Annotated in this window: 24 protein-coding genes; 15 read left to right on the forward strand and 9 right to left on the reverse strand. The window is 74.6% G+C overall.

Translation table 11 applies throughout. The features are described from left to right. Positions 1–433: 433 nt before the first annotated feature. A complete protein-coding gene (locus tag ACIQ87_RS04810; RefSeq protein WP_402401521.1) occupies positions 434–1,336 on the reverse strand; it encodes an alpha/beta fold hydrolase in 903 nt (300 codons plus the stop codon). Between the two features lie 223 nt (positions 1,337–1,559). Between ACIQ87_RS04810 and ACIQ87_RS04815 the strand changes: the two genes are divergently transcribed. From ACIQ87_RS04815 to ACIQ87_RS04825, 3 genes are all read left to right on the forward strand, one after another. Further along, positions 1,560–2,222, forward strand: a complete 663-nt coding sequence (locus ACIQ87_RS04815; RefSeq protein ID WP_402401523.1) for a TetR/AcrR family transcriptional regulator — start codon at positions 1,560–1,562, stop codon at positions 2,220–2,222. Between the two features lie 131 nt (positions 2,223–2,353). Beyond that, entirely contained in the window at positions 2,354–2,581 is a 228-nt protein-coding gene (locus ACIQ87_RS04820) for a DUF3107 domain-containing protein (protein ID WP_402401526.1), read from the forward strand. Positions 2,582–2,724: 143 nt separating this feature from the next. Then, a complete protein-coding gene (locus tag ACIQ87_RS04825) occupies positions 2,725–3,051 on the forward strand; it encodes a hypothetical protein (protein ID WP_402401528.1) in 327 nt (108 codons plus the stop codon). Positions 3,052–3,092: 41 nt separating this feature from the next. On the opposite strand, the gene ACIQ87_RS04830 is transcribed toward ACIQ87_RS04825, so the two are convergent. Continuing rightward, entirely contained in the window at positions 3,093–3,821 is a 729-nt protein-coding gene (locus ACIQ87_RS04830) for a ferritin-like fold-containing protein (RefSeq protein ID WP_392873491.1), read from the reverse strand. Between the two features lie 687 nt (positions 3,822–4,508). On the opposite strand from ACIQ87_RS04830, the gene ACIQ87_RS04835 reads away from it, so the two are divergent. The 5 genes from ACIQ87_RS04835 (at position 4,509) to ACIQ87_RS04855 (ending at position 10,121) form a co-directional block, all read left to right on the forward strand. After that, positions 4,509–6,620: a DEAD/DEAH box helicase gene (locus ACIQ87_RS04835; RefSeq protein WP_402401530.1), complete on the forward strand. Its 2,112-nt coding sequence runs from the start codon at positions 4,509–4,511 to the stop codon at positions 6,618–6,620. A 151-nt stretch (positions 6,621–6,771) separates the two neighbouring features. Then, entirely contained in the window at positions 6,772–7,647 is an 876-nt protein-coding gene (locus ACIQ87_RS04840) for an alpha/beta fold hydrolase (RefSeq protein WP_402401533.1), read from the forward strand. 410 nt (positions 7,648–8,057) lie between these two features. Beyond that, positions 8,058–8,216 carry a hypothetical protein gene (locus tag ACIQ87_RS04845; RefSeq protein ID WP_402401893.1) on the forward strand — a complete coding sequence of 53 codons (159 nt, stop codon included), beginning with the start codon at positions 8,058–8,060 and terminating at the stop codon, positions 8,214–8,216. Positions 8,217–8,524: 308 nt separating this feature from the next. Beyond that, positions 8,525–9,163, forward strand: a complete 639-nt coding sequence (locus ACIQ87_RS04850; RefSeq protein WP_402401536.1) for a DUF6758 family protein — start codon at positions 8,525–8,527, stop codon at positions 9,161–9,163. A gap of 97 nt (positions 9,164–9,260) precedes the next feature. Beyond that, on the forward strand, positions 9,261–10,121 hold the full coding sequence (locus ACIQ87_RS04855) for a PHP domain-containing protein (RefSeq protein WP_402401538.1): 861 nt from the start codon (positions 9,261–9,263) through the stop codon (positions 10,119–10,121). 137 nt (positions 10,122–10,258) lie between these two features. Here ACIQ87_RS04855 and ACIQ87_RS04860 read toward each other — a convergent pair whose 3' ends face one another. Beyond that, a complete protein-coding gene (locus ACIQ87_RS04860) occupies positions 10,259–10,900 on the reverse strand; it encodes a suppressor of fused domain protein (protein ID WP_402401541.1) in 642 nt (213 codons plus the stop codon). Between the two features lie 493 nt (positions 10,901–11,393). Between ACIQ87_RS04860 and corA the strand changes: the two genes are divergently transcribed. Next, complete coding sequence (corA, locus tag ACIQ87_RS04865; protein WP_402401544.1) at positions 11,394–12,515, forward strand: magnesium/cobalt transporter CorA; 1,122 nt, start codon at positions 11,394–11,396, stop codon at positions 12,513–12,515. Between the two features lie 3 nt (positions 12,516–12,518). Here the strand turns inward: corA and ACIQ87_RS04870 are convergent, their stop codons facing one another. After that, positions 12,519–13,457 carry a DMT family transporter gene (locus tag ACIQ87_RS04870; protein WP_402401547.1) on the reverse strand — a complete coding sequence of 313 codons (939 nt, stop codon included), beginning with the start codon at positions 13,455–13,457 and terminating at the stop codon, positions 12,519–12,521. 142 nt (positions 13,458–13,599) lie between these two features. Here ACIQ87_RS04870 and ACIQ87_RS04875 point away from each other — a divergent pair, with 142 nt between their 5' ends. The 4 genes from ACIQ87_RS04875 (at position 13,600) to ACIQ87_RS04890 (ending at position 17,408) form a co-directional block, all read left to right on the forward strand. Continuing rightward, positions 13,600–14,139 (forward strand): hypothetical protein, encoded by a 540-nt coding sequence (locus ACIQ87_RS04875; protein WP_402401550.1) that lies wholly within the window; start codon positions 13,600–13,602, stop codon positions 14,137–14,139. 128 nt (positions 14,140–14,267) lie between these two features. Then, complete coding sequence (locus ACIQ87_RS04880) at positions 14,268–15,566, forward strand: magnesium transporter MgtE N-terminal domain-containing protein (RefSeq protein ID WP_392873518.1); 1,299 nt, start codon at positions 14,268–14,270, stop codon at positions 15,564–15,566. Between the two features lie 76 nt (positions 15,567–15,642). Continuing rightward, on the forward strand, positions 15,643–16,191 hold the full coding sequence (locus tag ACIQ87_RS04885; protein WP_402401871.1) for a DUF1003 domain-containing protein: 549 nt from the start codon (positions 15,643–15,645) through the stop codon (positions 16,189–16,191). A gap of 56 nt (positions 16,192–16,247) precedes the next feature. Beyond that, positions 16,248–17,408, forward strand: coding sequence for an Mrp/NBP35 family ATP-binding protein (locus tag ACIQ87_RS04890; RefSeq protein ID WP_402401552.1), 1,161 nt, complete (start codon positions 16,248–16,250; stop codon positions 17,406–17,408). Positions 17,409–17,480: 72 nt separating this feature from the next. Here ACIQ87_RS04890 and ACIQ87_RS04895 read toward each other — a convergent pair whose 3' ends face one another. The 4 genes from ACIQ87_RS04895 to sigE all read right to left on the reverse strand — a co-directional run bounded on the left by ACIQ87_RS04895 (position 17,481) and on the right by sigE (position 20,679). Further along, complete coding sequence (locus ACIQ87_RS04895; RefSeq protein WP_402401555.1) at positions 17,481–18,149, reverse strand: hypothetical protein; 669 nt, start codon at positions 18,147–18,149, stop codon at positions 17,481–17,483. 221 nt (positions 18,150–18,370) lie between these two features. Continuing rightward, on the reverse strand, positions 18,371–18,805 hold the full coding sequence (locus ACIQ87_RS04900) for a sec-independent translocase (protein ID WP_402401557.1): 435 nt from the start codon (positions 18,803–18,805) through the stop codon (positions 18,371–18,373). Between the two features lie 141 nt (positions 18,806–18,946). After that, positions 18,947–19,819, reverse strand: coding sequence for a zf-HC2 domain-containing protein (locus ACIQ87_RS04905; RefSeq protein WP_402401560.1), 873 nt, complete (start codon positions 19,817–19,819; stop codon positions 18,947–18,949). 122 nt (positions 19,820–19,941) lie between these two features. Next, complete coding sequence (sigE, locus tag ACIQ87_RS04910; RefSeq protein WP_402401874.1) at positions 19,942–20,679, reverse strand: RNA polymerase sigma factor SigE; 738 nt, start codon at positions 20,677–20,679, stop codon at positions 19,942–19,944. A 288-nt stretch (positions 20,680–20,967) separates the two neighbouring features. Between sigE and ACIQ87_RS04915 the strand changes: the two genes are divergently transcribed. Continuing rightward, positions 20,968–21,600 (forward strand): O-methyltransferase, encoded by a 633-nt coding sequence (locus ACIQ87_RS04915; RefSeq protein ID WP_402401876.1) that lies wholly within the window; start codon positions 20,968–20,970, stop codon positions 21,598–21,600. A gap of 136 nt (positions 21,601–21,736) precedes the next feature. Here ACIQ87_RS04915 and ACIQ87_RS04920 read toward each other — a convergent pair whose 3' ends face one another. Continuing rightward, positions 21,737–21,904, reverse strand: a complete 168-nt coding sequence (locus ACIQ87_RS04920) for a DUF3117 domain-containing protein (protein WP_380552276.1) — start codon at positions 21,902–21,904, stop codon at positions 21,737–21,739. Between the two features lie 298 nt (positions 21,905–22,202). On the opposite strand from ACIQ87_RS04920, the gene ACIQ87_RS04925 reads away from it, so the two are divergent. Beyond that, complete coding sequence (locus ACIQ87_RS04925; protein ID WP_402401563.1) at positions 22,203–23,003, forward strand: enoyl-CoA hydratase-related protein; 801 nt, start codon at positions 22,203–22,205, stop codon at positions 23,001–23,003. Positions 23,004–23,036 lie beyond the last annotated feature (33 nt).

A 23,036-nucleotide genomic window follows, 5' to 3' on the forward strand; every position in this document is an offset into this window, starting at 1 on the left:
GCGGGGAGTCCGGTCGGCCCCGGCCGGCGCCGCGGTGCCTCCGTGCGGCCCGCCGGCGGTCCGGTCGCGGACGCGCCGCGTTCCGTTCCCCCGGGTGCCCGCTCGCTCCGGCGGGTCGGGCCCGACCCGCCGGGACCCCTCGGCCGCGGCCGCCCTCCGGTTCCTCCGGCGGCCGCGGGCCCCCACACCTGTTCGGTCCGACAGCAGAAAGGTAGGACCGGCCCAGGCCGATCCATCGGTCACATGCCTGCCTGCCACCTGATCGAGTGAACTGACGTGACCTCGACCGGAACCGGGGCGTTACCGGGCGGTATGCGCGGCCGCCCGCGTGGCGCCCGCCCGGGCGCGCGGTCGGACCGCCACGGCGCGCGTCCGACCCCGGACGGGTGCCCGCCCCCGGACGGGTACCCGGCCCCGCGGGCGAGCCCCGGGCTCAGCCCTCGGCGTGGGCGATCAGCTCCCGCACCGCCCGGGCGACCTCCTCGGGGTGCTCCATCATCGCCACGTGCCCGGACTCCGGCAGCACCAGCAGCCGGGCGTCCGCGAACGCCGCGCAGGCGCGGCGGGCCGAGCGGTAGGAGACCAGCTTGTCGCGCAGCCCGTACACCAGCAGCACCGGCGCCGCGACCTGCTCGGCCTGCCGCCACAGCGCCTGGTCGCCGCGCTCGGTGTACGCCGAGACGATGCCGCGGGCCGAGCCGACCAGCGCCTGCATCGCGTGCGGCACCTCCAGCCGGCGCCGGTACTCGGCCACCGCCTCGGCGCGGGCCGCCGGGCTCAGCCCGTCCGGGTCGCCGTAGACCAGCCGCAGCAGGTCCCCGGTGGCAGCCTCGGCGTCACGCCCGCCCGCGGACAGCCGGCGCAGCAGCGCCGGCACCCCGGGCACCGCGAGCAGGCCGGTCGGCCAGGCGGAGCGCTGCGGGGGCAGTTCGGGCAGCGCCGGGGAGACCAGGGTGAGGCTGCGCACCAGGTCCGGGCGCAGGGCCGCGAGCCGGACGGCGACCGCCCCGCCCAGCGAGTTGCCGAACAGGTGGACCGGGCCGCGGCCGGAGGCCTCCAGGTAGCCGATCACCGCGCGGACGTGGCCGGAGACGGTGAGGTTGCCGTCGGTGGGCGGGTGGGAACGGCCGAAGCCGGGCAGGTCCACGGCCTCGCCGTCGACGTGCCCGGAGAGCCGGTCCATCAGGGCCCCCCAGTTGGCGGCCGAGCCGCCGAGGCCGTGTACGAAGAGCCCGGGCTCGCGCCCGTCGGCGGCGCCGTCGGCGGCGGGTCGGTGCACCGCGAGCACCGCGCCGGGGACCTCGACCGTACGTACCTGCTGCTCAGCGCTGCTCATGGTGGACGATGGTAGTGAGCCTCCCCCCGCAGGCACCGGGGTGGTCCGGCCGCCGGACGCCCGCGTCCCAGCCACTGCCGAGGCCGAGGTCAGCGCCGTATTGTGGGCTCCTGACAACAAGGCCGACCGTCTTTTCACGCCCTCGCCGAACGCGGGCGCGGTTACCGAAAAGTAGAATCGGCCGTCTTGCCAGCCGCGAACAGACCCCGAAGTGAGGAGCGCCGTGACGGCCATCCAGGAGGCGCAGGAGCGCCCGCGCGGTGCCCGCCTGCCGCGAAGCGCCCGCCGTGAACAACTGCTCGGTGCCGCCCAGGAGGTGTTCGTCGCGCAGGGCTACCACGCGGCCGCCATGGACGACATCGCCGACCGCGCCGGGGTGAGCAAGCCGGTGCTCTACCAGCACTTCCCCGGGAAGCTGGAGCTCTACCTGGCGCTGCTGGACAAGCACTGCGACGCCCTGGTCGAGTCGACCCGCGAGGCGCTGTCGACGACCAACGACAACAAGCAGCGGGTGGCCAACACCATGGAGGCGTACTTCAACTACGTCTCCAGCGAGTCCGGTGCCTTCCGGCTGGTCTTCGAGTCGGACCTGACCAACGAGCCGGCCGTGCGCGAGCGGGTCGAGCGGGCCTCCGAGGCGAGCGCGACGCTGGTCAGCAAGGTGATCCAGGAGGACACCGACCTGCCCGAGGCGGAGTCCAAGCTGCTCGCCGCCGGCGTCTGCGGCCTGGCCCAGATCACCGCCCGGTACTGGCTCTCGCAGGGCCTGGAGATCCCGCGCGACGAGGCGGTCCGGCTGGTCGCCAGCCTGTCCTGGCGCGGTCTGAAGGGCTTCCCGATGCACACGGGCGAGCAGCCCGGCGAGGGCACCGCCCACCAGGGCTGATCCGCCGACCTTCGTCGGGCCGGGGATCCGGTGCTCTATGGTGAAGCCGTACGGCACGGTCGCCGCGAACGCTTGTCCCAGGCGGTCCGGTGCCCGTGCGTGGAGGCTGCAACCCCGGAGGGACGGAAGCCGTGGAGGTCAAGATCGGCGTGCAGAACGCGCCGCGCGAGATCGTGATCGAGAGCTCGCAGACTGCCGATGAGGTCCAGAACGCGGTGGCGAAGGCGCTGGAGGGCTCGGAGAAGATCTTCGCGCTGTCCGACGAGCACGGCCGTCGCATCATCGTTCCGGCCGAGCGCCTGGCGTACGTGGAGATCGGCGAGTCCGCCGCCCGCAAGGTCGGCTTCGGCACCGTCTGAGGCGTCGCCGCACAGGATCGTCCGGTGCCCCGTTCCCACCAGGGAGCGGGGCACCGTCGCGTGTACGGGCAGGTCGGGCGGGGTACGGCGGAGGGTGCGGCACCCTCCGCCGTACCCCGCCCGTTCCCCCCCGGGAGGCAGCCTTGCTGATCGAGTCGATCGCCTTCGCCCTCGTCGGCCTGGCCACGGGCGGCGCCGCCCTGCTGGCCCTGCCGGCGTACTTCCGGGCCTCCCGCGCCCTGACGCTGGGCACCGCGCTGGCGGCGGCGCTGGTCGGCGGGGTCGTCGCGCACTTCGGCGTGGACGGGCGCCAGCCCGCGGTGTCCGTCGTGGCCGCGGTGGTGGCCGCGGGCGTGCTCACCTCACTGCTGGCCCGGCCGGACCTCGCCGCCGGGCGCGCCCCGGCGCACCGGCACCACCCGCACCACTCCGGCACCCACCGCACGTCGCGGCGGCACCGGGCGGCCTGAGCGGGCCCGGCACCGGGCGGCCTGAGCGGGCCGGGAACCGGCTAGGACGCCAGGCCGAGGGCGGCCATCCGCCGGGTGTGCGCCTCGGTGATCCGGTTGAACATCTTGCCGACCTCGACCAGGTCGAAGCCCTGCACCTGGACGCCGCCGACCAGCAGGTTGGACAGCGCGTCGCGCTCGGCGACCACCCGCTGGGCCTGGCTGAGCGCCTCGCCCATCAGCCGCCGGCCCCACAGGGCGAGCCGGCCGCCGGACCGCGGGTCGGCCTCGATCGCCTGGCGGACCTTGTCGACCGCGAACTGGGCGTGGCCGGTGTCGGACATGACGCTCAGCACCAGGTCGCGGGTGTCGTCGTCCAGCCGGACGGCCACCTCGCGGTAGAAGTCGGTCGCGATGGCGTCGCCGACGTAGGCCTTGACCAGGCCCTCCAGCCAGTCCGAGGGCGCCGTCATCCGGTGGAACAGCTCCAGCGGCTCGACGAAGGGCCGCATCGCCTCCTGCGGGTCGGCGCCGATCTCGGCGAGCCGGTCGTGCAGCCGCTGGTAGTGCTGGAACTCGGCGGAGGCCATCCTGGCCAGCGCCGCCTTGTCGGCGAGGTCGGGCGCCAGCTTGGCGTCCTCGGCGAGCCGCTCGAAGGCGCTCAGCTCGCCGTACGCGAGCGCGCCGAGCAGGTCCAGTACGGCCGCCCGGTAGCCGGGGTCGGCCGAGCACGCGGCCCAGTCCCCGATCGAGCCGGCCGCCGCGTCCTGCGTCTCACCACTGGTGTCCATGACCCGCAACCTTAGTCCCGCCCCGCCACCCCGTGCCCGGGCACGCCTGGTGACCGGCCGTACCGGTCGCTCCGGTGGCAGTTGCCGGGGGCAATGTCAGACGCGTCACGTGTTCGACTCGTCGCCTGACTGTATGGTGGTACGGAGCCCGTCGTGTTCGCATGGTGTCACCGCCGTCTCGGTACCCCGCGCGAACCCTCCGTAACGGCACCGTCCAGCCGGACGTGTCCGCACCGGTGGCACGGGTACTCACGTACGCGGATGCCCGGTCGGAGAGCCGATCGGCTCCGACCATGGCTTGGACTTCAAGCCTTGGCACCGCATCAGTGGCCGAGCGAGGGCCGCCGAGACCACGCCCCGAGGCGGAGGTCCCGCGCAGGTCCCTCACGGGAATCCTCCCCGACGCCGCCGGCGACGCGCCCCGCACCAGGGCAGCGCGCACCGGCCGGCCGCAGGGACCGGCGCGGTTGTGCGTCCGCGCAGCTGTACCAGGGCCGCCCAGGCCCGTAGACAGCCGCGCGGCTGCCCGCCCGCCGCTCGCTCTCGGCCCCTCCACACGGAAGAGGCAGCACCCTGTCCACCACCGCTGAACCCATCAAGACGACCTTCCGGGACCTGGGGATCCTCCCGGAGACCGCCGAGGCCCTGGAGGCCGTCGGCATCGTCCACCCCTTCCCCATCCAGGAGATGACCCTCCCGGTCGCGCTGACCGGCCACGACGTCATCGGCCAGGCCAAGACCGGCACCGGCAAGACCCTCGGCTTCGGCCTCCCGCTGATCGAGCGGGCCATCGTGCGCGCCGACGTGGACGCCGGCCGGGCCACCGAGGACCAGCTCTCCGACTTCCCGCAGGCGCTGATCGTCGTCCCGACCCGCGAGCTGTGCACCCAGGTCACCAACGACCTGCAGACCGCCGGCAAGGTGCGCAACGTACGTGTCCTCGCCGTCTACGGCGGCCGGGCGTACGAGCCGCAGGTCGAGGCGCTCACCAAGGGCGTGGACATCGTGGTCGGCACCCCGGGCCGGCTGCTGGACCTCGCCGGGCAGAAGAAGCTGAACCTGTCCAAGGTCCGCGCGCTGGTCCTGGACGAGGCCGACGAGATGCTCGACCTCGGCTTCCTGCCCGACGTCGAGAAGATCATCACCATGCTGCCGGCCAAGCGGCAGACCCTGCTGTTCTCGGCCACCATGCCGGGCCAGGTCATCAGCCTCGCCCGCCGGTACATGAGCCAGCCGACCCACATCCGGGCCGCCGCCCCGGACGACACCGGCGCGACCGTCGCCAACATCGAGCAGCACATCTTCCGCGCGCACTCGCTGGACAAGGTCGAGATGGTCTCGCGCATCCTGCAGGCCGAGGGCCGCGGGCTGGCGATGATCTTCTGCCGCACCAAGCGCACCGCCGCCGACGTCTCCGACCAGCTGACCCAGCGCGGCTTCGCGGCCGGCGCGGTCCACGGCGACCTCGGCCAGGGCGCCCGCGAGCAGGCCCTGCGGGCCTTCCGCAACGGCAAGGTCGACGTGCTGGTCTGCACCGACGTCGCGGCCCGCGGCATCGACGTCGAGGGCGTCACGCACGTCATCAACTACCAGTGCCCCGAGGACGAGAAGACCTACCTGCACCGGATCGGCCGCACCGGCCGGGCCGGCGCCTCCGGCACCGCCGTCACCCTGGTCGACTGGGACGACATCCCGCGCTGGCAGCTGATCAACAAGGCGCTGGACCTGTCGTTCAACGACCCGGAGGAGACCTACTCCACCTCGCCGCACCTGTACGAGCTGCTGAAGATCGCGCCGGGCACCAAGGGCATCCTGCCGCGCTCGGAGCGGACCCGCGCCGGGCTGGGCGCGGAGGAGGTCGAGGACCTCGGCGAGACCGGTGGACGCGGCGCCCGCTCGGGCCGCGGCAACGGCCGCGGTGGGCGCGGCGGCCAGGGCGGCTCCGACCGTCCGGGCACCGGTGCCGCTCCGGCCGAGGCCGAGGAGCAGAAGCCGCGCCGCACCCGTGAGCGCCGTCGCACCCGTCGGGGCTCGGTGGTCGGCGCCGAGGGCGAGGCCGCTGCCGGCGTGACCGAGGCCCCCGTGGCGGCTCCGGCCGTCGAGGGCGCCGAGGGCGAGGCCGCGCCGCGCCGTCGCCGCCGCCGCTCGCGCGGTGGCGCCGCCTCGGCCGCGGTCGAGGCCGCGGTCGCCGTCGAGGCGACTCCGGCCGCCGAGGCCGTCGTGGCCGAGGCCGTGGCGGTCGTCGAGGCCGCCGCCGAGGCGGTCACCGAGGCTCCGGCCCCGGCGAAGAAGGCCACCCGCACCCGGACCCGCAAGCCGAAGGCGGAGGCCGTCGTGGCCGAGGCCCCGGCCGCCGAGGCCGTCGCCGTCGTCGAGGTCACCGAGGCCGCCGCCGAGGCCACCGAGGCTCCGGCTCCGGCCAAGAAGGCCACCCGCACCCGGGCCCGCAAGCCCAAGGCGGAGGCCGTCGTCGCCGAGGCGGAGGCCGTCGTCGAGGCCGCCGCCGAGGCGGTCACCGAGGCGGTCACCGAGGCTCCGGCCCCGGTGAAGAAGACGACCCGTGCCCGCAAGCCGAAGGCCGAGGCCGTGGCGGAGGCCGTCGAGGCGGCTCCGGCCGCCGAGGCTCCGGCCCCGGCCAAGAAGGCCACCCGGGCCCGCAAGCCGAAGGCCGTCGCCGAGACCGCCCCGGAGGCCCCGGCCGCCGAGGGCGCCGAGGGCGAGGCCGAGGTCCCGGCCCCGCGCAAGCGCACCCGGACCCGCAAGGCCGCCGCGCCCGTGGAGGCCACCCCGGAGAGCTGACACCTCCGTGACTCCCCCGAGGGGGCGCGTCAGGCCACCCGGCCGGCGCGCCCCCTCGGGCGTTCCACGCCCTAAGCTCAGGGCGTCGGGGGCGTCGGGGAGCCGCCCGAAGGACAGCAGGTCACCGGCAGGACAGCAGGGAGAGCAGCCCATGAGCACGCCGCCGTTTCTGACGCTGCCCGGGTGCGCGCGAGCGGAGCGGGTGGCGACCGGGCGCGGGGAGTTCGCGGCGCTGCGGGCGGAGCCGGCCGGGCCGGTGCGCGGCTCGGCGCTGCTGGTGCCGGGGTTCACCGGCAGCAAGGAGGACTTCATCGCGCTGCTGGAGCCGCTGGCGGCCGCCGGGTACCGGGTGACGGCCGTGGACCAGCGCGGGCAGTACCAGACCGGTGGCCCGGACGACCCCGCGGCGTACGGCGTCGGGGCGCTCGGGGCGGACGTGCGGGCGCTCACCGAGGCGCTGGCGGCCGACGGCACCCCGCTGCACCTGCTGGGGCACTCCTTCGGCGGCCAGGTGGTGCGCGAGGCGGTGCTCGCCGCGGCGGCCGAGGGCCCGCTGCCCTGGCGGTCGCTGACGCTGGTGTCCACCGGTCCGGGCGCGATCGACCCGGCCGAGGCGGCCCGCACCGAGCTGCTGCTGGACGCCCTGCGGGTGATGGACCTGGAGCGGATCTGGCAGGTGATGCGGCAGCTGGAGGCGGAGAGCGGGCAGCCGCGGCCGAGCCTGGAGCCGGCAGTCGCGGAGTTCCTGCACCGGCGCTGGCTGGCCAACGTGCCGCGGGCGCTGTCCGTCACCGGCGGCCACCTGGTGGCCGCGCCGGACCGGGTGGCGGAGCTGGCCGCCGCCACCGCCGGGCTGCCGGTGCTGGTGCTGTCCGGGGTGCGGGACTACGCCTGGCCGGTGCCGGAGCAGACCGCGATGGCCGAGCGCCTGGGCGCCCGCCGGGTGGTGGTCGCGGACGCCGGCCACTCCCCCAACGCCGAGCAGCCGGCCGCCACGGCCGAGGCGCTGGCCGCGTTCTGGGCCTGACGCCGCCCGCGCGGACGCGTGCCGGCCGGGGCCGGTTCCGCCGCCCCGCCAATAGTGGTCTGTACCACTTCCGCAACTTCGATCGGCTTCAACACAGGACAAAATTCGTTAGTTACGGTAATCTTTGATTCTGTCCGGGAATCATCGCCGGCCTCCACTTCGGCGCGGACCACCCGAAACCCGGACTTCACGGGCGGGCAACGCCCCGGTAGCACTGCCACCTCACCGTGGTTCACGAGGCACTGGACGCACCAGGCAAGCAAGGGGGGCCCTTGCCGCAGCAGACCGCCGCACGAGCGACGACGAACCGCCCGGTCCGGCCGCACCGCCGGATCCGCACGACCCCGAAAGGGCTGATACCGACTCAGCCGCGACCGCCCCGCCCCGCGGGGCCAGGAATGGAGACGCCCATGACGAAGACCATGCGCTTCGAGATCGTCCGACTCGACGACGTCAACGGCTCCGCAGCCGACCGCCTGATCGCCGACGCCGCCACCGTGCGCGAGGTCGTCGATGCCGCCGCCCGCACCGGCGAGCGCCTGCTCATCCGCCCGTGCCCGACCGTCTGACCGAGCGCGGCGCCCGCTCCGCGGAACCGCCAGCCGCCGCCGACGAGCCGGGAGCGTCCGATCCGGACGTCCCGATACCCGCCTGACGCCCCGTCACCGCATTCGCCGATGACGGGGCGTCAGTGTGTCCGGGGCCGGGGCCCCGGACGTTTGCCGCCGCCCGGGACGGGACATCCCCCAACGGGAACCGCCCGCGCCGCACCCACCCGGTGCCGGTTCGGGCGTCCGCCACCGACAGGTGCCGCCGAGCCCTCCGTACGGGTGATCGTCCTTGACGCGGCGGTCCGGAGGGAGGAGCGTTGACGGCTATGAGGGGCGAGCCAAGCTGCCCGAGGTGCGCCGGTCGGGTCCGCGCCCCCGGTCTGTTCTCCGACACCTGGCAGTGCGACCGGCACGGAGCGGTGCACCCGATGCAGCCGGTGCTGCCCCCGAGTGTGGAGGCCCTCGGCGTCGCCGTCGCCCGCTCCCAGGTCCCGGTCTGGCTGCCCTGGCCGCTCCCGGTCGGCTGGCTCTACACCGGCATCGCCCACGTCGGCGACGACGTCTCGGGCGCCCGGGCCACCGCCGTCGCCTGCTGCGGTCCGGCCCCGCTCGGCGGCTTCGGCGAGCTGGTGCTGGTCGCCGAGGAGCTCGGGGTCGGCCTCGGCGCCCGCTACGCGGGCCTGCCCGGACCGGACCCCGGCGACTCCGTCGGCCTCTACAAGCCCGCCGACGCCAAGCTGATGGCCGCCGGGCGGCCCACCCCGATGTTCCACGTCCCGGACGCCCCGGCCGACCGCGCGGTGTTCGTCGGCGAGGCCCGCGGGCTCTGGCTGTGGGCGGTCGCCTGGCCCGAGCAGTCCGCGCTGGTCATGTACGACGAACTGGTGCTCACCGACCTGCGCGAGGCCGGCGCCGAACTGGACCTGCTGCCCTGCGGGGCGCTCACGCCCCGACTGCTCGGCTGACGGCCGTCCCGCGGGCCGGGTCCGCCCGGGCCCATGGGACGGCGCCGTCCGCTGGCCTATCCTGGGCGGCACCCACGAGCCCCCGGGAGTCCGATCCGTGCGCATCGACCTGCACGCCCACAGCAACGCCTCCGACGGCACCGACAGCCCGGCCGAGCTGGTCGCGGCGGCCGTCGCCGCGGACCTCGACGTGGTGGCGCTGACCGACCACGACACCGTGGCCGGCCACGCCGAGGCCGCCGGGGCGGTGCGCGCGCTGCCCGAGGGCACCCGGCTGACCGTCGTCCCGGGCGCCGAGCTGTCCTGCGTCGTGGACGGCATCAGCATGCACCTGCTGGCGTACCTGTTCGACCCCACGGAGCCGGAGTTCGCGCGCGAGCGGGACCTGGTGCGCACCGACCGGTTCCGGCGCGGGCGGGCGATCGTGGAGCGCTGCCGGGAACTCGGCGCGGACATCAGCTGGGAGCAGGTGGAGCGGATCGCCGGGTCCGGCTCGGTCGGGCGGCCGCACATCGCCAGCGCGCTGGTCGAGGCGGGCGTGGTGGCCACCGTCTCGGACGCCTTCACCGCCGACTGGCTGGCCAACGGCGGGCGGGCGGACGTCCGCAAGCACGAGACCGACCCGGTCGCGGCGGTCCGTCTGGTCCGGGGCGCCGGCGGGGTGCCGGTGTTCGCCCACCCGGGCGCGGTCAAGCGCGGCCGGACGGTCTCCGACCAGGTGATCGCCGACCTCGCGGCGGCCGGGCTGGCCGGGCTGGAGGTCGACCACACCGACCACGACGAGGAGACCAGGGTGCGGCTGCGCGGCCTGGCCGGCGAGCTCGGCCTGCTGGTCACCGGCTCCAGCGACTACCACGGTGCCCGCAAGACCGTCCGGCTCGGCGAGCACACCACCGACCCGCAGGTGTACGAGGCGCTGCTGGCGCAGGCCACCGGCGCGAAGCCGATCGAGCGCTGAGCCGACGCGGGCCTCGCCCGACGAACGCGGGACCAGGGGACTCGTGATCCCCTGGTCCCGCGTTCCGTGTGTCGAAGTGTCGAGCGGGCGTACGGACCGGCCCGTACGCCCCGCCTGACCGGGCGTCAGCCGGCCGGTCAGTCCAGCCGGACGCCGCGCCGCTGCGGGTCGCGCAGGTCGGTGCCCTGGTCGAGCCAGCGCTCCTGGAGCGCGGCCGCGCCGTGCACCCGCTTCCAGCCCGCCTCGTTGGGCGTCATCGGCAGCAGCGGCAGGAAGCGCACCGGGTCGGCCGGGTCGGCCAGTTCCAGGTCCTCGACCAGGCCGCCCGGTTCGGCCGCGAGCACCGAGGTGAAGGGCGCGCCGTCCCAGAGCGGGGAGCCGAGGTCCAGCGAGCCGCCCGGGGCCACCACCAGGCCCTCGACCTGCGGGGTGGCGGCGAAGGTGGCCAGGGTGCGCAGCACGCTGTCCCGCCCGCCGCGGACGGTCAGCACCAATTCGGCGCGCGGGCCGCGCAGTTGGTCGGCGACCGGCGCGGTCGGGTCGGCCATCGGCGCGGCGGACATGCCGAGCGTCGCGTACCGCACCAGGCCCGCGACGTCCGGCCCGAAGCGCAGCACCTCGATCCGGTCGGCGCCGAGGAAGGTGACGGCGGCGCGGCCGCCCGGCTCGCCGAAGGTGGAGATCAGTCGGGCCTCGACGGCGGCCAGCACCGCCTCCCGGGAGAGCTCCGGGGAGCTGCCGCCGTGGGGGTCGCCGAAGAGCGGGAAGTCGTGCGCCATGCCGGTGAGCGTAACCCCCGGGGGTTCGCGGGCCGCGCGGGGGCGGCCCGGAGGGGCCCGTGGGCGGCACGGAGGGGCCCGTGGGCGGCACGGAGGCCCGCCCGGCCGGGGCCGCGCCAGGGTCCCGTAAAGCCTTGGGAAACCTCCGGGAACCCCTCGGCTGCGACGCCCGGTCAGATGTTAGGGTGAGCGACTGGCCACCGGGATCGTTTCGTCCCGGGGCGGCGGCGCGAAGGAGGTGGTTGCGGTGGATACCGGCCGACCATGCAGTACCGGCAGCTCTGCCCGGCCCCGACTTCCCCGTACCCCTCGCCCCGCAGGCCCAATCGGCTGAATCAGCCGCGGTAGCCCCGGGCGCGGGCCCCACGGCGGACGGACCGGCCGGGAGAGCACTCTCATCCCCGTTTCACCGGTGTTCTCCGCCGTCGTACCGCGGCCGAACGTTTCTTCTTCCGTGCCGCCGCGCGACGGTTCCTGCCTCTGGGAGCCTGTCATGTCGATGATCAACAGCCTGCGCGCCGCCGTCCGCACCAACCGCCGCCGCGGCGCGGCCGGCGTCTACGGCGTCCTGCCCGAGGACGCCGCCTCGGCGGTCGTGGACTGCGCGGTCTACCAGCACGGCAAGCGCAGGGGCGAGACGTGCAGCCCGCGCGAGGCCGCCCACCGGGTCAGGGCCGCCCACCTGCTCCCCGAGGGCGAGGGCTCGTTCAGCTGGATCGGCCTGCACGAGCCGACCGAGGCCGAGTTCGCGGGGATCGCCCAGCGCTTCGGGCTTCACCCGCTCGCGGTCGAGGACGCGGTGCACGCGCACCAGCGGCCGAAGGTCGAGCGCTACGACGACGTGCTGTTCGCCGTCTTCAAGACCATCCGCTACGTGGAGCACGACCAGCTCACGCCCACCAGCGAGGTGGTGGAGACGGGCGAGCTGATGGTCTTCGCCGGCCGGGACTTCGTGATCACCGTCCGGCACGGCGGCCACGGCTCGCTGCAGGAGCTGCGCCACCGGCTGGAGGCGGACGCGGACGAGGCCGGGCTGCTCGCCAAGGGCCCGTCGGCGGTGCTGCACGCGATCGCCGACCACGTCGTGGACAACTACCTGCTGGTCGCCGAGCGGCTCCAGAACGACGTGGACGAGATCGAGTACGGCGTCTTCTCGGCCAAGGGCGGGCGCAGCGCCGACGTCGGCCGGGTCTACCAACTCAAGCGTGAGGTACTGGAGTTCAAGCGCGCGGTGGTGCCGCTGCTGCGCCCGATGCAGCAGCTGTCGGAGCCGGTCCAGCGGCTGGTGGACCCGGACATCCAGAAGTACTTCCGGGACGTCGCCGACCACCTGGCGCGGGTCGCCGAGCAGGTGCACGGCTTCGACGAGCTGCTGAACTCGCTGCTGCAGGCGAACCTGGCGCAGGTCTCGGTGGCGCAGAACGAGGACATGCGCAAGATCACCGCCTGGGCGGCGATCTTCGCGGTGCCCACCATGATCACCGGTGTCTACGGCATGAACTTCGAGTACATGCCCGAGCTGCACCACAAGTACGGCTATCCGACGGTGCTCGGCGCGATCGTGCTGATCTGCTTCGGGATGTACCGGGGCTTCCGCCGCAACGGCTGGCTCTGACGGCTACCTGCGCCCGCCGCGGGCGACCAGGACGAGGCCGAGCAGGATCAGCACCACCGCCGGGTAGGCGGCCGCCGGGGGCCACTGGCCCAGCCAGAGGGCGGCGATCAGCGCCGCGCCCGGGGTCTCCAGCAGGATCGCGGTGGAGGTGATCGACGGCCCGAGGTTGCGCACCACGCGGTTGCTCAGCGAGTGGCCGAGCAGCTGGGCGGCGACCATCAGCAGCACGATCTGCCACCAGACCCCGGCCGGCCACCCGGCCAGCGGCGTCCCGGCGACCAGGCAGATCCCCAGCAGCACCGCCGCCGTGGTGGCGTAGCAGACCAGCGTGTACGCGGTGGTGCTGACGGTCTTGCGGACCTCGGCGCCCAGCAGCATGTACCCGGCCGCGGCCAGGCCGGCGGCGAGCGCGAGCGCGTCGCCGAGCAGCGCGCGCGGGGAGAGCGAGAGGTCCACGCCGGTCAGCACCAGCACCCCGGTGAAGGCGACGACGGTGCCGAGCCAGACCAGCCGTGGTGCGCGGACGCCCATCAGCCGCATCAGCAGGATGGTCCACAGCGGGGTGGTGGTGACCAGGGCGGTGGCCGAGGCCACCGAGGTCATCCGCAGGCTGGGCATCCAGAGCGCGAAGTGCACGGCGAGCAGCGCCCCGGCGGCCACCGCGAGCAGCAGCGCCCGCCGGCCGATCCCGCGCAGCTCGGCGCGGTGGCGCAGCAGCGCGTACGGGCCGAGGACGCCGACCGACATGACGTTGCGCCAGAGGGCGATCGCCAGCGCGGGCGCGGCGGTGGCGCTGATCAGCGGGCCGGACAGCGAGATGCCGCCGATCGAGACGGCGAGCAGCAGCAGGTCGAGGGTGGGGAGCGGGTGCGCCGGGCCCGGGTCGGCGGTCGCGGGGGCGGCGGTCGGGGTGGTGGCGGTCGCGGGCCGGGCGGCGGGCACGGCGCTCCTTGCTGGTCGCGTGGGTGGGGCCGTCATACGGTAAGGCCCGTGGCGGCGCAATGGAACTGTCGCCCGGGGGCTGAGACGTCCGGGCGTCCCGGCCGCGCCACGGGACGGGCCCACTGGCCGTACGCTGTCCGCCATGGACCGTACGCCCGCCGCCGCGACCGCCGACGACTTCCTCGACCAGGCCCTGCTGGAGGAGGCCGCGAAGAAGTCGGGGCTGCTCTGGGTGCGCGCGGAGGGGCAGGAGCACGCCCGGCCGCTGTGGCACGCCTGGCACGACGGCGCGGTCGTGGTGGTCGGCGGGGGCGGCGAGCAGCCGCTGCACGGCCTGGAGCCCGGCGCCGGCGCCGTGGTGACCGTCCGCAGCAAGGACAAGGGCGGCCGGCTGACCGGCTGGAGCGCCCGGGTCGTCGAGCCGGCCCCGGACAGCGAGGCCTGGCTGGGCGCCGTCGAGGAGCTCAAGGGCAAGCGCCTGAACGCGCCCGACACCGACGCCATCACCGCCCGCTGGGCCCGCGAGTGCCGGGTGCTGCGGTTGGAGCCGGTCGGCCCGCTCACCGAGCGCCCCGGGGCGATGCCGGACGACTCGCACCTCGCGCAGCCGCTGCCCACCCCGGCCACCACCCGCCGCCCGATCCCGGCCGGCCTGCCCAAACTGCTGTTCAAGCGCCGTTAAAGGTTCACGCCCAGGACTCGTCCGACGGCTACCGTGCCTCCCGGCCGGGCCCGGAACACGCGGGTAGCCTTGGCCGCGGGTGCGCCCCCGGCGCCCCCGGTACGGCGTCGAGCGAGTCGAGGGAGTCCATGGCAGGGCCAGGCACCCGGGTCTTCATCTCCCATCTCTCCGCCATCGCGGTCTTCGACCCGAACGGCGACCAGGTCGGACGGGTCCGGGACGTGGTCGTGTCGCTGCGGCTCGGCGGCCGCCCGCCGCGCGTGCTCGGCCTGGTGGTCGAGGTGGTCGGCCGGCGCCGGATCTTCCTGCCAATGACCCGGGTGACCAGCCTGGAGTCCGGCCAGGTGCTCACCACCGGCGTGATCAACCTGCGCCGCTTCGAGCAGCGCCCGTCCGAGACCCTGGTGCTCGCCGAGCTGCTGGACCGCACCGTCACCTGGTCCAAGACCGGTGAGGACGTCACCGTGCTGGACGTCGGCATGGTGCAGACCCGGCTGCGCGAGTGGGAGATCAGCAAGGTCTTCGTGCAGGTCGGCCGGGCCGGCCGGCTGCGCAAGGGCAAGGGTGAGCGGCTCACCCTGGACTGGCAGGATGTCACCGGCTTCTCCCTGCCCGAGCAGGACCAGGGCGCGGCCAACCTGCTCGCCACCTTCGAGCAGCTGCGCCCCGCCGACCTCGCCAGCGTGCTGCACCACCTGTCCGCCAAGCGCCGCGCCGAGGTGGCCGCCGCCCTCGACGACGAGCGGCTGGCCGACGTCCTGGAGGAGCTGCCAGAGGACGACCAGGTCGAGATCATCGGCAAGCTCCAGGAGGAGCGCGCCGCCGACGTCCTGGAGGCGATGGACCCGGACGACGCCGCCGACCTGCTCTCCGAGCTGCCCGGCGACGAGGCCGAGCGGCTGCTCCAGCTGATGGAGCCGGACGAGGCCGCGCCGGTGCGCCGCCTGCTGACGTACGAGGAGGACACCGCCGGCGGTCTGATGACCACCGAGCCGATCGTGCTGGAGCCGGACGCCACGGTCGCCGAGGCGCTGGCGAGGGTCCGGGTCAGCGACCACAAGCCCGCCCTGGCCGCGCAGGTCTTCGTCTGCCGCCCGCCGAACGAGACCCCGACCGGCCGCTACCTGGGCACCGTGCACTTCCAGCGGCTGCTGCGCGAGCCCCCGTACGTCCTGGTCGGCTCGCTGGTGGACGACGACCTGGACCCGCTGCCGCCGGACACCCCGCTGTCGTTGATCACCAGCTACCTGGCGACCTACAACCTGGTCGCCGCGCCGGTCGTGGACGAGGCCGACCACCTGCTCGGGGCGGTGACCGTCGACGACGTGCTCGACCACCTGCTGCCGGAGGACTGGCGCGACGCCGCGACGCACCCCGGCGACGACACCCACCAGGACGACAGGGAAGGGGTGACCGGTGGACGGTGACCGCAACGGCCGGAAGGACGACTCCGCGCGCCGGCGCCTCCAGGGCGAGCTGCGCCAGCTGCGGCAGCTGCGCGAGCTGCGCACCCGCGAGGGCGGCCGGGACCGGCGCGCCGACACCGCGCCGATCACCGGCACCGGCCGCACCCGGCTCGACCAGCCGCGCACCGCGCGCCCCGGCCTGATCACGCTGCCCTCCTACGATCCGGAGGCGTTCGGCGTCCTGTCCGAGCGGATCGCCCGCTTCCTCGGCACCGGGCGGTTCATCGTCTGGATGACGGTGGTGGTCGTCGTCTGGATAGCGTGGAACACCCTGCTGCCGACGAGCGTGCGCTTCGACGAGTACCCGTTCATCTTCCTGACCCTGGCGCTGTCCCTGCAGGCCTCGTACGCGGCCCCGCTGATCCTGCTGGCGCAGAACCGCCAGGACAACCGGGACCGGGTCAACATGGAGCAGGACCGGGCCCGCAGCGACCGCAACATCGCCGACACCGAGTACCTGACCCGCGAGGTCGCGGCCCTGCGGCACGGGCTCGGCGAGGTCGCCACCCGGGACTTCATCCGGTCCGAACTCCAGTCCCTGCTCAAGGAGATCGACGAGCGCCGGGACGCCCCCGAACCGCTGTGACCCTCGGCACGCTACCGACGGGTCAACGACTTCGCCGGGCGCCGTACCATCAAGGCATGGCCAACGAGACAGAGGTCGCGGCCGGCGTCACGGAGGAGTCCGTACGCCAGGCGCTGGCGACCGTCAACGACCCGGAGATCAACCGCCCGATCACCGAGATCGGCATGGTGAAATCGGTCGGGATCGCCGAGGACGGCGCGGTGCGCGTCGCGGTCTACCTGACGGTCTCCGGCTGCCCGATGCGCGACACCATCGTCACCCGGGTGCGCGAGGCGGTCGGGAAGGTCCCCGGCGTGACCGGCGTCGAGGTCGAGCTCGACGTGATGAGCGACGAGCAGCGCAAGGAGCTGTCCCAGCTGCTGCGCGGCGGCGCCCCCGAGCGGGAGATCCCGTTCGCCAAGCCGGGCACCCTGACCCGGGTCTACGCCGTCGCCTCCGGCAAGGGCGGCGTCGGCAAGTCCTCGGTGACCGTCAACCTGGCGGCCGCGATGGCCGCCGACGGCCTGAAGGTCGCCGTGGTGGACGCCGACATCTACGGCCACAGCGTGCCGCGCATGCTGGGCGTCGAGGGCCGGCCGACCCAGGTCCAGGACATGATCATGCCGCCGCAGGCGAACGGCGTGAAGGTCATCTCGATCGGCATGTTCACCCCGGGCAACGCCCCGGTGGTCTGGCGCGGCCCGATGCTGCACCGCGCGCTCCAGCAGTTCCTCGCCGACGTGTACTGGGGCGACCTGGACGTGCTGCTGCTGGACCTGCCGCCCGGCACCGGCGACATCGCGATCTCGGTGGCCCAGCTGGTCCCCAACGCGGAGATCCTGATCGTCACCACCCCGCAGATGGCCGCCGCCGAGGTGGCCGAGCGGGCCGGCACCATCGCGGTGCAGACCCACCAGAAGATCGTCGGCGTGATCGAGAACATGTCCGGCATGCCGTGCCCGCACTGCGACGAGATGATCGACGTCTTCGGCACCGGCGGCGGCCAGACCGTCGCGGACGCGCTCACCCGCACCGTCGGCGCGACCGTCCCGGTGCTCGGCTCGATCCCGATCGACGTGCGGCTGCGCGAGGGCGGCGACGACGGCCGCCCGGTCGTGCTCGCCGCGCCCGACTCCCCGGCCGGCGCCGCCCTGCGCGCGGTGGCCGGCAAGCTCGGCGGCCGCCAGCGCGGGCTGTCCGGGATGTCGCTGGGCCTGACGCCCAGGAACAAGTTCTGAGGCCGTGACCGACGGAGGGCCGGGTGGGCACACCACCCGGCCCTCCGTCGTACGGCCGTACGGCCGAGGGCCCTACGGCCGGGTGTAGGCCGCCAGGTCCGGGACGGTGGAGAAGCCGATGCCGTAGGCGCTGACGCCCCGGCCGTAGGCACCGAGCAGGACGCCGGGGGCCTCGCCGGCCAGCACCCAGCCGTACTCGGACTCGCGGTAGCGGAAGGGCTGCGGCAGGCCGTTGACCGGCAGGCTGAGGGTGGACCAGCCGGGGCCGGCCAGGTCGTCGGCGAGGTCCCAGGCGAGGCTGCTCTGCTGGTCCAGCCAGTCCTGGCGCAGCGCCCGGTCCAGCTGCCCTGGCCAGGTCGCGGCGAGCAGGCCGGAGCCGGCCAGCCAGGCGGCGGAGGAGGCGGAGGTCGCCTCCAGGGTGCCGGTGTTGTCGGCGCTGCGCCGGCTGTCCCGGCGGGCCACCGTGACCACGACGGCGAACTTCCGTACGTCGCGCGGCTCGTACTGCCTGGCCGGCTCCTCGCCGTGGCCGAGCGAGCCGTAGTCGAGGCTGCCCGCGGTGCGGGGGCCCGCGCCGGCCTGCACCAGGAAGCGGCGGCCGGTCCAGCCCTCGTCCAGCCCGTACCAGGGGAAGTCGGCGGACAGGTAGGGCACCAGCGGGTCCGCCGGGCCGGCCTGTCCGCCGACCACCGGGCCGCCGGCCGTGACCGTCGCCCCTCCCGTCTGACTCGTCGCGTCCATCCCCGGGCCTCCTCAAACACACGTTTGCCTGCCGTGGCGCGCTCCCATGGTGGCGCACCGCGGCGTTCCGCGGGGCCGTTCCCGGACCGCGACGGGGCGCGGTGTGACGGACGGCTCAGCGGAACAATCAGCACAATAGCGGCGCACACGCCACCGCCCCGCTCAGCCGGGTGGCCGGGCGGGGCGGTGGCGCGGCGCCGGGGCGCCGGACGCGGTACCGGTCAGGTCGCGTCGGGGTCGAACGGGGGCCGCTCGCCGGGCGCCAGCGGGGCTCCGGTGGAGGCGGGCGCAGGGGCGGACTTCTCGAAGCTGACGCTGCCGCTGCGGCCGTTGACCGGCGCCGCTGGCTTGTCGTCCAGGACGGACCGGATGTCCAGGCTGTCCTTCATGTCCTTGAGGCCCAGCGGATCGTCCTGGTCGCCCATGAGCTGCTTGCGCACGAAGGTCTTGGGGTTCAGGTCCTCGAACTCGAAGTCCTTGAACTCGGGGCCCAGCTCGCTGCGGATGTCCTCCTTCGCGTTGTCGGCGAAGGACCGGATCTTCCGGATGAAGCCCATGGTGTCCTGGATCAGCTTGGGGAGCTTGTCCGGGCCGAAGATGATGATCGCCATCACGACCAGGGTCAGGACCTCCAGCCCACTGACGTCGCTGAACACCTTTGCTCCCTAACTCGTCGGACGACGGTTCCTACAGGGTAATGGCCACCGGCGAGTCCTTGGCCCACGCTGTGATGAAGCCGTGGTAAAGACCTGCCGGTGGCCGGGCGTCCGAGCCGGAGCGCCGGTGTCCTTCGGGGTCTAGCGGATCTGCTGGCGCAGCGCGGCGAAGCCCCCGGGGTAACGCTCCGGGGAGCCCGGCGGGGTCGCGTCGCGGGTCGCGGCGACCGGGCGGCCTGCGAAGTCCACCGGGACCTGCGCGGTCGTCGGGACGAGGCCGCTGCGGCCGCTGCCGGGCGGGCTGACGGTGGTGCCGTGGCGCTCCTCACCCTGCGTGCTGAGCCCGCCGACGCCGCCGAGCGTCACCGCGGCGACGGAGAAGGCTCCCGCGGCGGCGAACACCAGCCGTCGGCCCCGCACGGGGGACCGGCCGGCGGCGGCCGCGGCGGGCTGCGGACGGGCCGGGGCGGCGGCGGTCTCGGAGCGGGCGGAGCGCCGGCCCATCAGCGGCCGCAGCACCGTGCCGCGGCCGAAGGCGCGCGGGTCGACGCCGGGCAGCGGGGAGTCGGCGCCGAGCGCGCCCGCGCCGAAGGAGGCCCCGGCGCCGCGGCCGAAGGAGCCGCCGTCGAGCCGGCTGCCGCCGAGCGTGCCGGTGGCCGCGACCCCGCCGCCGGGCAGGTCGTCGTCGTCCTCGCGGCGTCCGCGCCGCCCGGAACGCCAGTCGCCGTCCTCCGGGGCGTCCTCGGGGAGGTTGCCGACGGCCATCAGCCGGGCCATCAGCGCGGAGGACGGGCCGGGCGGGCCGGAGCGGGCCAGCATGTGCTTGACGGCGCGGCCCTCGTCGGCCTCCGCGAGGCACTGGGGGCAGGTCGCCAGGTGGGCCTGGACGCGGTCGCGCGAGTCGTGGCCGAGTTCGCCGTCCAGGAAGGCGGAGAGGCGCTCGCCGAGGTGGTGCTCCTCGACGGCGGGGCGGACGGGGAGCGCGTGCAGCGCCGTGTCCGCGGGCAGTGCCACCCCGGGCAGCACGGGCTCACCGGGTTCGTCGCCTCCGCGACGGCCCGGCAGGGCCCAGCCCCGTCGGCTCGGAGACCGGTCGGAGGCGTCCGACCGGTCCGAACCGGACCGGCTGGTTCCGCTCACGATCGCCTCCGTCCGCGCCCACCGGGCGCGACCGCGGCCTCGAGCGCACCGGCGCCGACGGCCACCGGAACCGGCTCCTCCGAGCCGCCGCGGCGCTCACGGCCGGGGGCCGAGCCGGGGGCGCGGTGCTTGAGCGCGGCGCGCAGGTGCGAACGGCCGCGGTGGATGCGGCTGCGGACGGTGCCGAGCTTGACGCCCAGCGTGGCGGCGATCTCCTCGTAGGACAGGCCCTCGATGTCGCAGAGCACCACGGCGGCGCGGAACTCCGGCGCGAGGGTGTCCAGGGCCTGCTGCACGTCGGCGTCGAAGTGGGTGTCGCTGAAGTGCTGGGCCGGGCTGGGCTCGCGGGAGGCGAGCCGCTCGGCCGCGTCCTCGCCGAGCGCGTCGAAACGGATGCGCTGGCGGCGGCGGACCATGTCCAGGAAGAGGTTGGTGGTGATCCGGTGCAGCCAGCCCTCGAACGTGCCGGGGGTGTACGTGGACAGCGAACGGAACACCCGGACGAAGACCTCCTGGGTGAGGTCCTCGGCGTCGTGCTGGTTGCCCGTCAGGCGGTAGGCCAGCCGGTAGACCCGGGCGCTGTGCGCCTCGACGATCTCCTCCCACGTGGGCGGAGTCCAGGTCTGCGCGTCGGGACCCTCGGAGAAGGTCGCGAGAGCGGGGGCCTCGGTGGCACCGTCGGCCGGCGTCGCGGCCACGGGCTGGTCCAGGTCGGAGTGCGCAGGCTGGTTCATCACGGGCTTCGGCGTACGGGCCGACGCGGTGCCGCGGAAGTGCCGCCGCACAGGGACGTCGCCCTCGGCCACACCTCCTCGGTCGGCTCTTCTGCCCAGCAGGGCCACCACCATATCCACCTCACCCGTCAAGCCCGGATAAAAGTGCCCGGGAGGTCTTGCGCCCCCGGTCTGACATGACAACGGCCCGCCGCCGTACGCGGTTCCCGGTCGGCCAGTAATCTGTGCCAGGAAATATCGACATCCCTCGGCACCGGGCCGCCGCCCGGGGCTCCGAAAGAGGCAGCCATCAGCGAGTTCGGGCCCGCGCACGCGGCCCTCGCCGACACCTACGTGGGCGAGGACGCCGTCCTGACCTACGCCCGGGCGCAGTCCGCGCGGACCGGGATACGGGCGATCGGGCCGAGCGGCGGGGCCTGCCTGCGGCTGCTGGCGGCCGCGCTGGACGCCAAGGCGGTGGCCGAGATCGGCACCGGCACCGGTGTGTCCGGGGTCTACCTGCTGCGCGGCATGCGGCCGGACGGCGTGCTCACCACGGTCGACTCGGAGCCGGTGCGCCAGCAGCTGGCCCGCGAGGCGTACCAGGCGGCCGGGTTCGCGACCAACCGCTCCCGGTTCATACCGGGCCGGGCGCTGGAGGTGCTGCCCCGGCTCGCCGACGGCCAGTACGACCTGGTGTTCTGCGACGGCGACCCCGCGGAGTCCTGCGAGTACCTGCGCGAGGCGCTGCGGCTGCTGCGGCCGGGTGGGATGGTCTGCTTCGAGGGGGTCTTCCAGGAGGGCCGGCTGGCCGAGCCGGAGCTCCAGGACCCGCAGACCGGCGCCGTCCGGGACCTGGTCCGGGACGTGCGGGAGAGCGAGGACCTGCTGCCGGCGCTGCTGCCGGTGTCGGACGGACTGCTCTGCGCGATCAAGCGCTGAGCCCGGCGCCCCTCGGGGCGCCGCGGACCCGCGGGCCTCACGGCCCGGGCCCGGAAAACGTGCGGACCCGGGCCGACATGACGTCGTACCCGGGCCCGGCAGCACATCTCCAGGAGATGGCGAGCACCTGCTGCGGTCAGCCGCAGGCCTTCTTCAGGGCCTCGCCGAGGGCCTCGGCCTCGTCAGGCGTGAGCTCCACCACAAGGCGTCCGCCGCCTTCGAGCGGAACGCGCATGATGATGCCCCGCCCCTCTTTGGTGACTTCGAGCGGGCCGTCACCCGTCCGCGGCTTCATGGCCGCCATGCTCGTTCCCCTTCCTGCAACCGCTCAGCTACGCACCGGCAGTCCGTCCACCGCCGGTATCGAACGCATTGATCGGAAGCCATTATCCCGCATGCCACGGGCTGATGACCAACATCACTCTCGGTGCAACCACGGCCGGACCGCCCCCAACCACCGCAATTCACGTCATAAGCCCCGGCGTGGCGGCGGTGCGGACGCCGCGGGAAGGTGCGATACCTCACACTCCCCAGCCCCCCGCGTGCTCCGGCATCCTGACACACACGACTGACACCGCCACGACCCCGGGGAGCCCTCACCCATGTCCGATTCCGTGCTGTACGAGCTGGACGGCGGCTTGGCCGTCATCACCATCAACCGCCCGGAGGCGATGAACGCGCTCGACGTCGCCACCAAGATCGCGCTGCGCGACGCCGTGGCCGCCGCGGCCGCGGACCCGGCGGTCCGGGCCGTGCTGCTGACCGGGGCGGGCGAGCGGGCGTTCTGCGTCGGCCAGGACCTCAACGAGCACCTGGCGCTGCTGAAGCGGGCCGAGGAGACCGGCGAGGGCGCGCTGCGGACCGTCGCCGAGCACTACAACCCGCTGGTGCGGGCGCTGGCCGGGATGCGCAAGCCGACCGTCGCCGCGGTCGGCGGGGTGGCGGCCGGAGCCGGCGCCTCGCTCGCCTTCGCCTGCGACTTCCGCGTCCTGTCCGACCGGGCCGGCTTCAACACCGCCTTCGCCGGGATCGCGCTGACCGCCGACTCGGGCGCCTCCTGGACGCTGCCGCGACTGGTCGGGCACGCCAGGGCCACCGAGCTGCTGATGCTCCCCCGGACGGTCAAGGCCGCCGAGGCGATGGAGCTGGGCCTGGCCACCAGGGTGGTGCCGGCCGACGAACTCGCCGCCACCGCACGGGCCTTCGCGCGCGAGCTGGCCGAGGGGCCGACCGTCGCCTACGGCGCCATCAAGGAGTCGCTGACGTACGGCGCCTCCCACTCCCTGGACGAACTCCTCGACAAGGAGGACGAGTTGCAGACGATGGCGGGCGAGAGCGAGGACCACCGGATCGCGGTGCGCGCCTTCATCGCCAAGGAGAAGCCCAAGTACCTGGGCCGCTAGGTCGGTTGGCCACTGCAGGCCGGCCCGTCCGAT

The sequence above is a fragment of the Kitasatospora sp. NPDC096204 genome (assembly GCF_044763205.1).
Taxonomy (GTDB): domain Bacteria; phylum Actinomycetota; class Actinomycetes; order Streptomycetales; family Streptomycetaceae; genus Kitasatospora.

Bases quoted from the DNA above. Each gene is read 5' to 3' on its own strand.
- ACIQ87_RS04835 (WP_402401530.1), top strand. From the start codon at position 4,509: ATGACCCTCCCGGTCGCGCTGACCGGCCACGACGTCATCGGCCAGGCC.
- ACIQ87_RS04925 (WP_402401563.1), top strand. From the start codon at position 22,203: ATGTCCGATTCCGTGCTGTACGAGCTGGACGGCGGCTTGGCCGTCATC.
- sigE (WP_402401874.1), bottom strand. From the start codon at position 20,679: ATGAACCAGCCTGCGCACTCCGACCTGGACCAGCCCGTGGCCGCGACG.
- ACIQ87_RS04875 (WP_402401550.1), top strand. From the start codon at position 13,600: ATGGACCGTACGCCCGCCGCCGCGACCGCCGACGACTTCCTCGACCAG.
- ACIQ87_RS04880 (WP_392873518.1), top strand. From the start codon at position 14,268: ATGGCAGGGCCAGGCACCCGGGTCTTCATCTCCCATCTCTCCGCCATC.
- ACIQ87_RS04850 (WP_402401536.1), top strand. From the start codon at position 8,525: ATGAGGGGCGAGCCAAGCTGCCCGAGGTGCGCCGGTCGGGTCCGCGCC.
- ACIQ87_RS04890 (WP_402401552.1), top strand. From the start codon at position 16,248: ATGGCCAACGAGACAGAGGTCGCGGCCGGCGTCACGGAGGAGTCCGTA.
- ACIQ87_RS04920 (WP_380552276.1), bottom strand. From the start codon at position 21,904: ATGGCGGCCATGAAGCCGCGGACGGGTGACGGCCCGCTCGAAGTCACC.
- ACIQ87_RS04895 (WP_402401555.1), bottom strand. From the start codon at position 18,149: ATGGACGCGACGAGTCAGACGGGAGGGGCGACGGTCACGGCCGGCGGC.
- ACIQ87_RS04845 (WP_402401893.1), top strand. From the start codon at position 8,058: ATGACGAAGACCATGCGCTTCGAGATCGTCCGACTCGACGACGTCAAC.
- ACIQ87_RS04840 (WP_402401533.1), top strand. From the start codon at position 6,772: ATGAGCACGCCGCCGTTTCTGACGCTGCCCGGGTGCGCGCGAGCGGAG.
- ACIQ87_RS04830 (WP_392873491.1), bottom strand. From the start codon at position 3,821: ATGGACACCAGTGGTGAGACGCAGGACGCGGCGGCCGGCTCGATCGGG.
- corA (WP_402401544.1), top strand. From the start codon at position 11,394: ATGTCGATGATCAACAGCCTGCGCGCCGCCGTCCGCACCAACCGCCGC.
- ACIQ87_RS04860 (WP_402401541.1), bottom strand. From the start codon at position 10,900: ATGGCGCACGACTTCCCGCTCTTCGGCGACCCCCACGGCGGCAGCTCC.
- ACIQ87_RS04810 (WP_402401521.1), bottom strand. From the start codon at position 1,336: ATGAGCAGCGCTGAGCAGCAGGTACGTACGGTCGAGGTCCCCGGCGCG.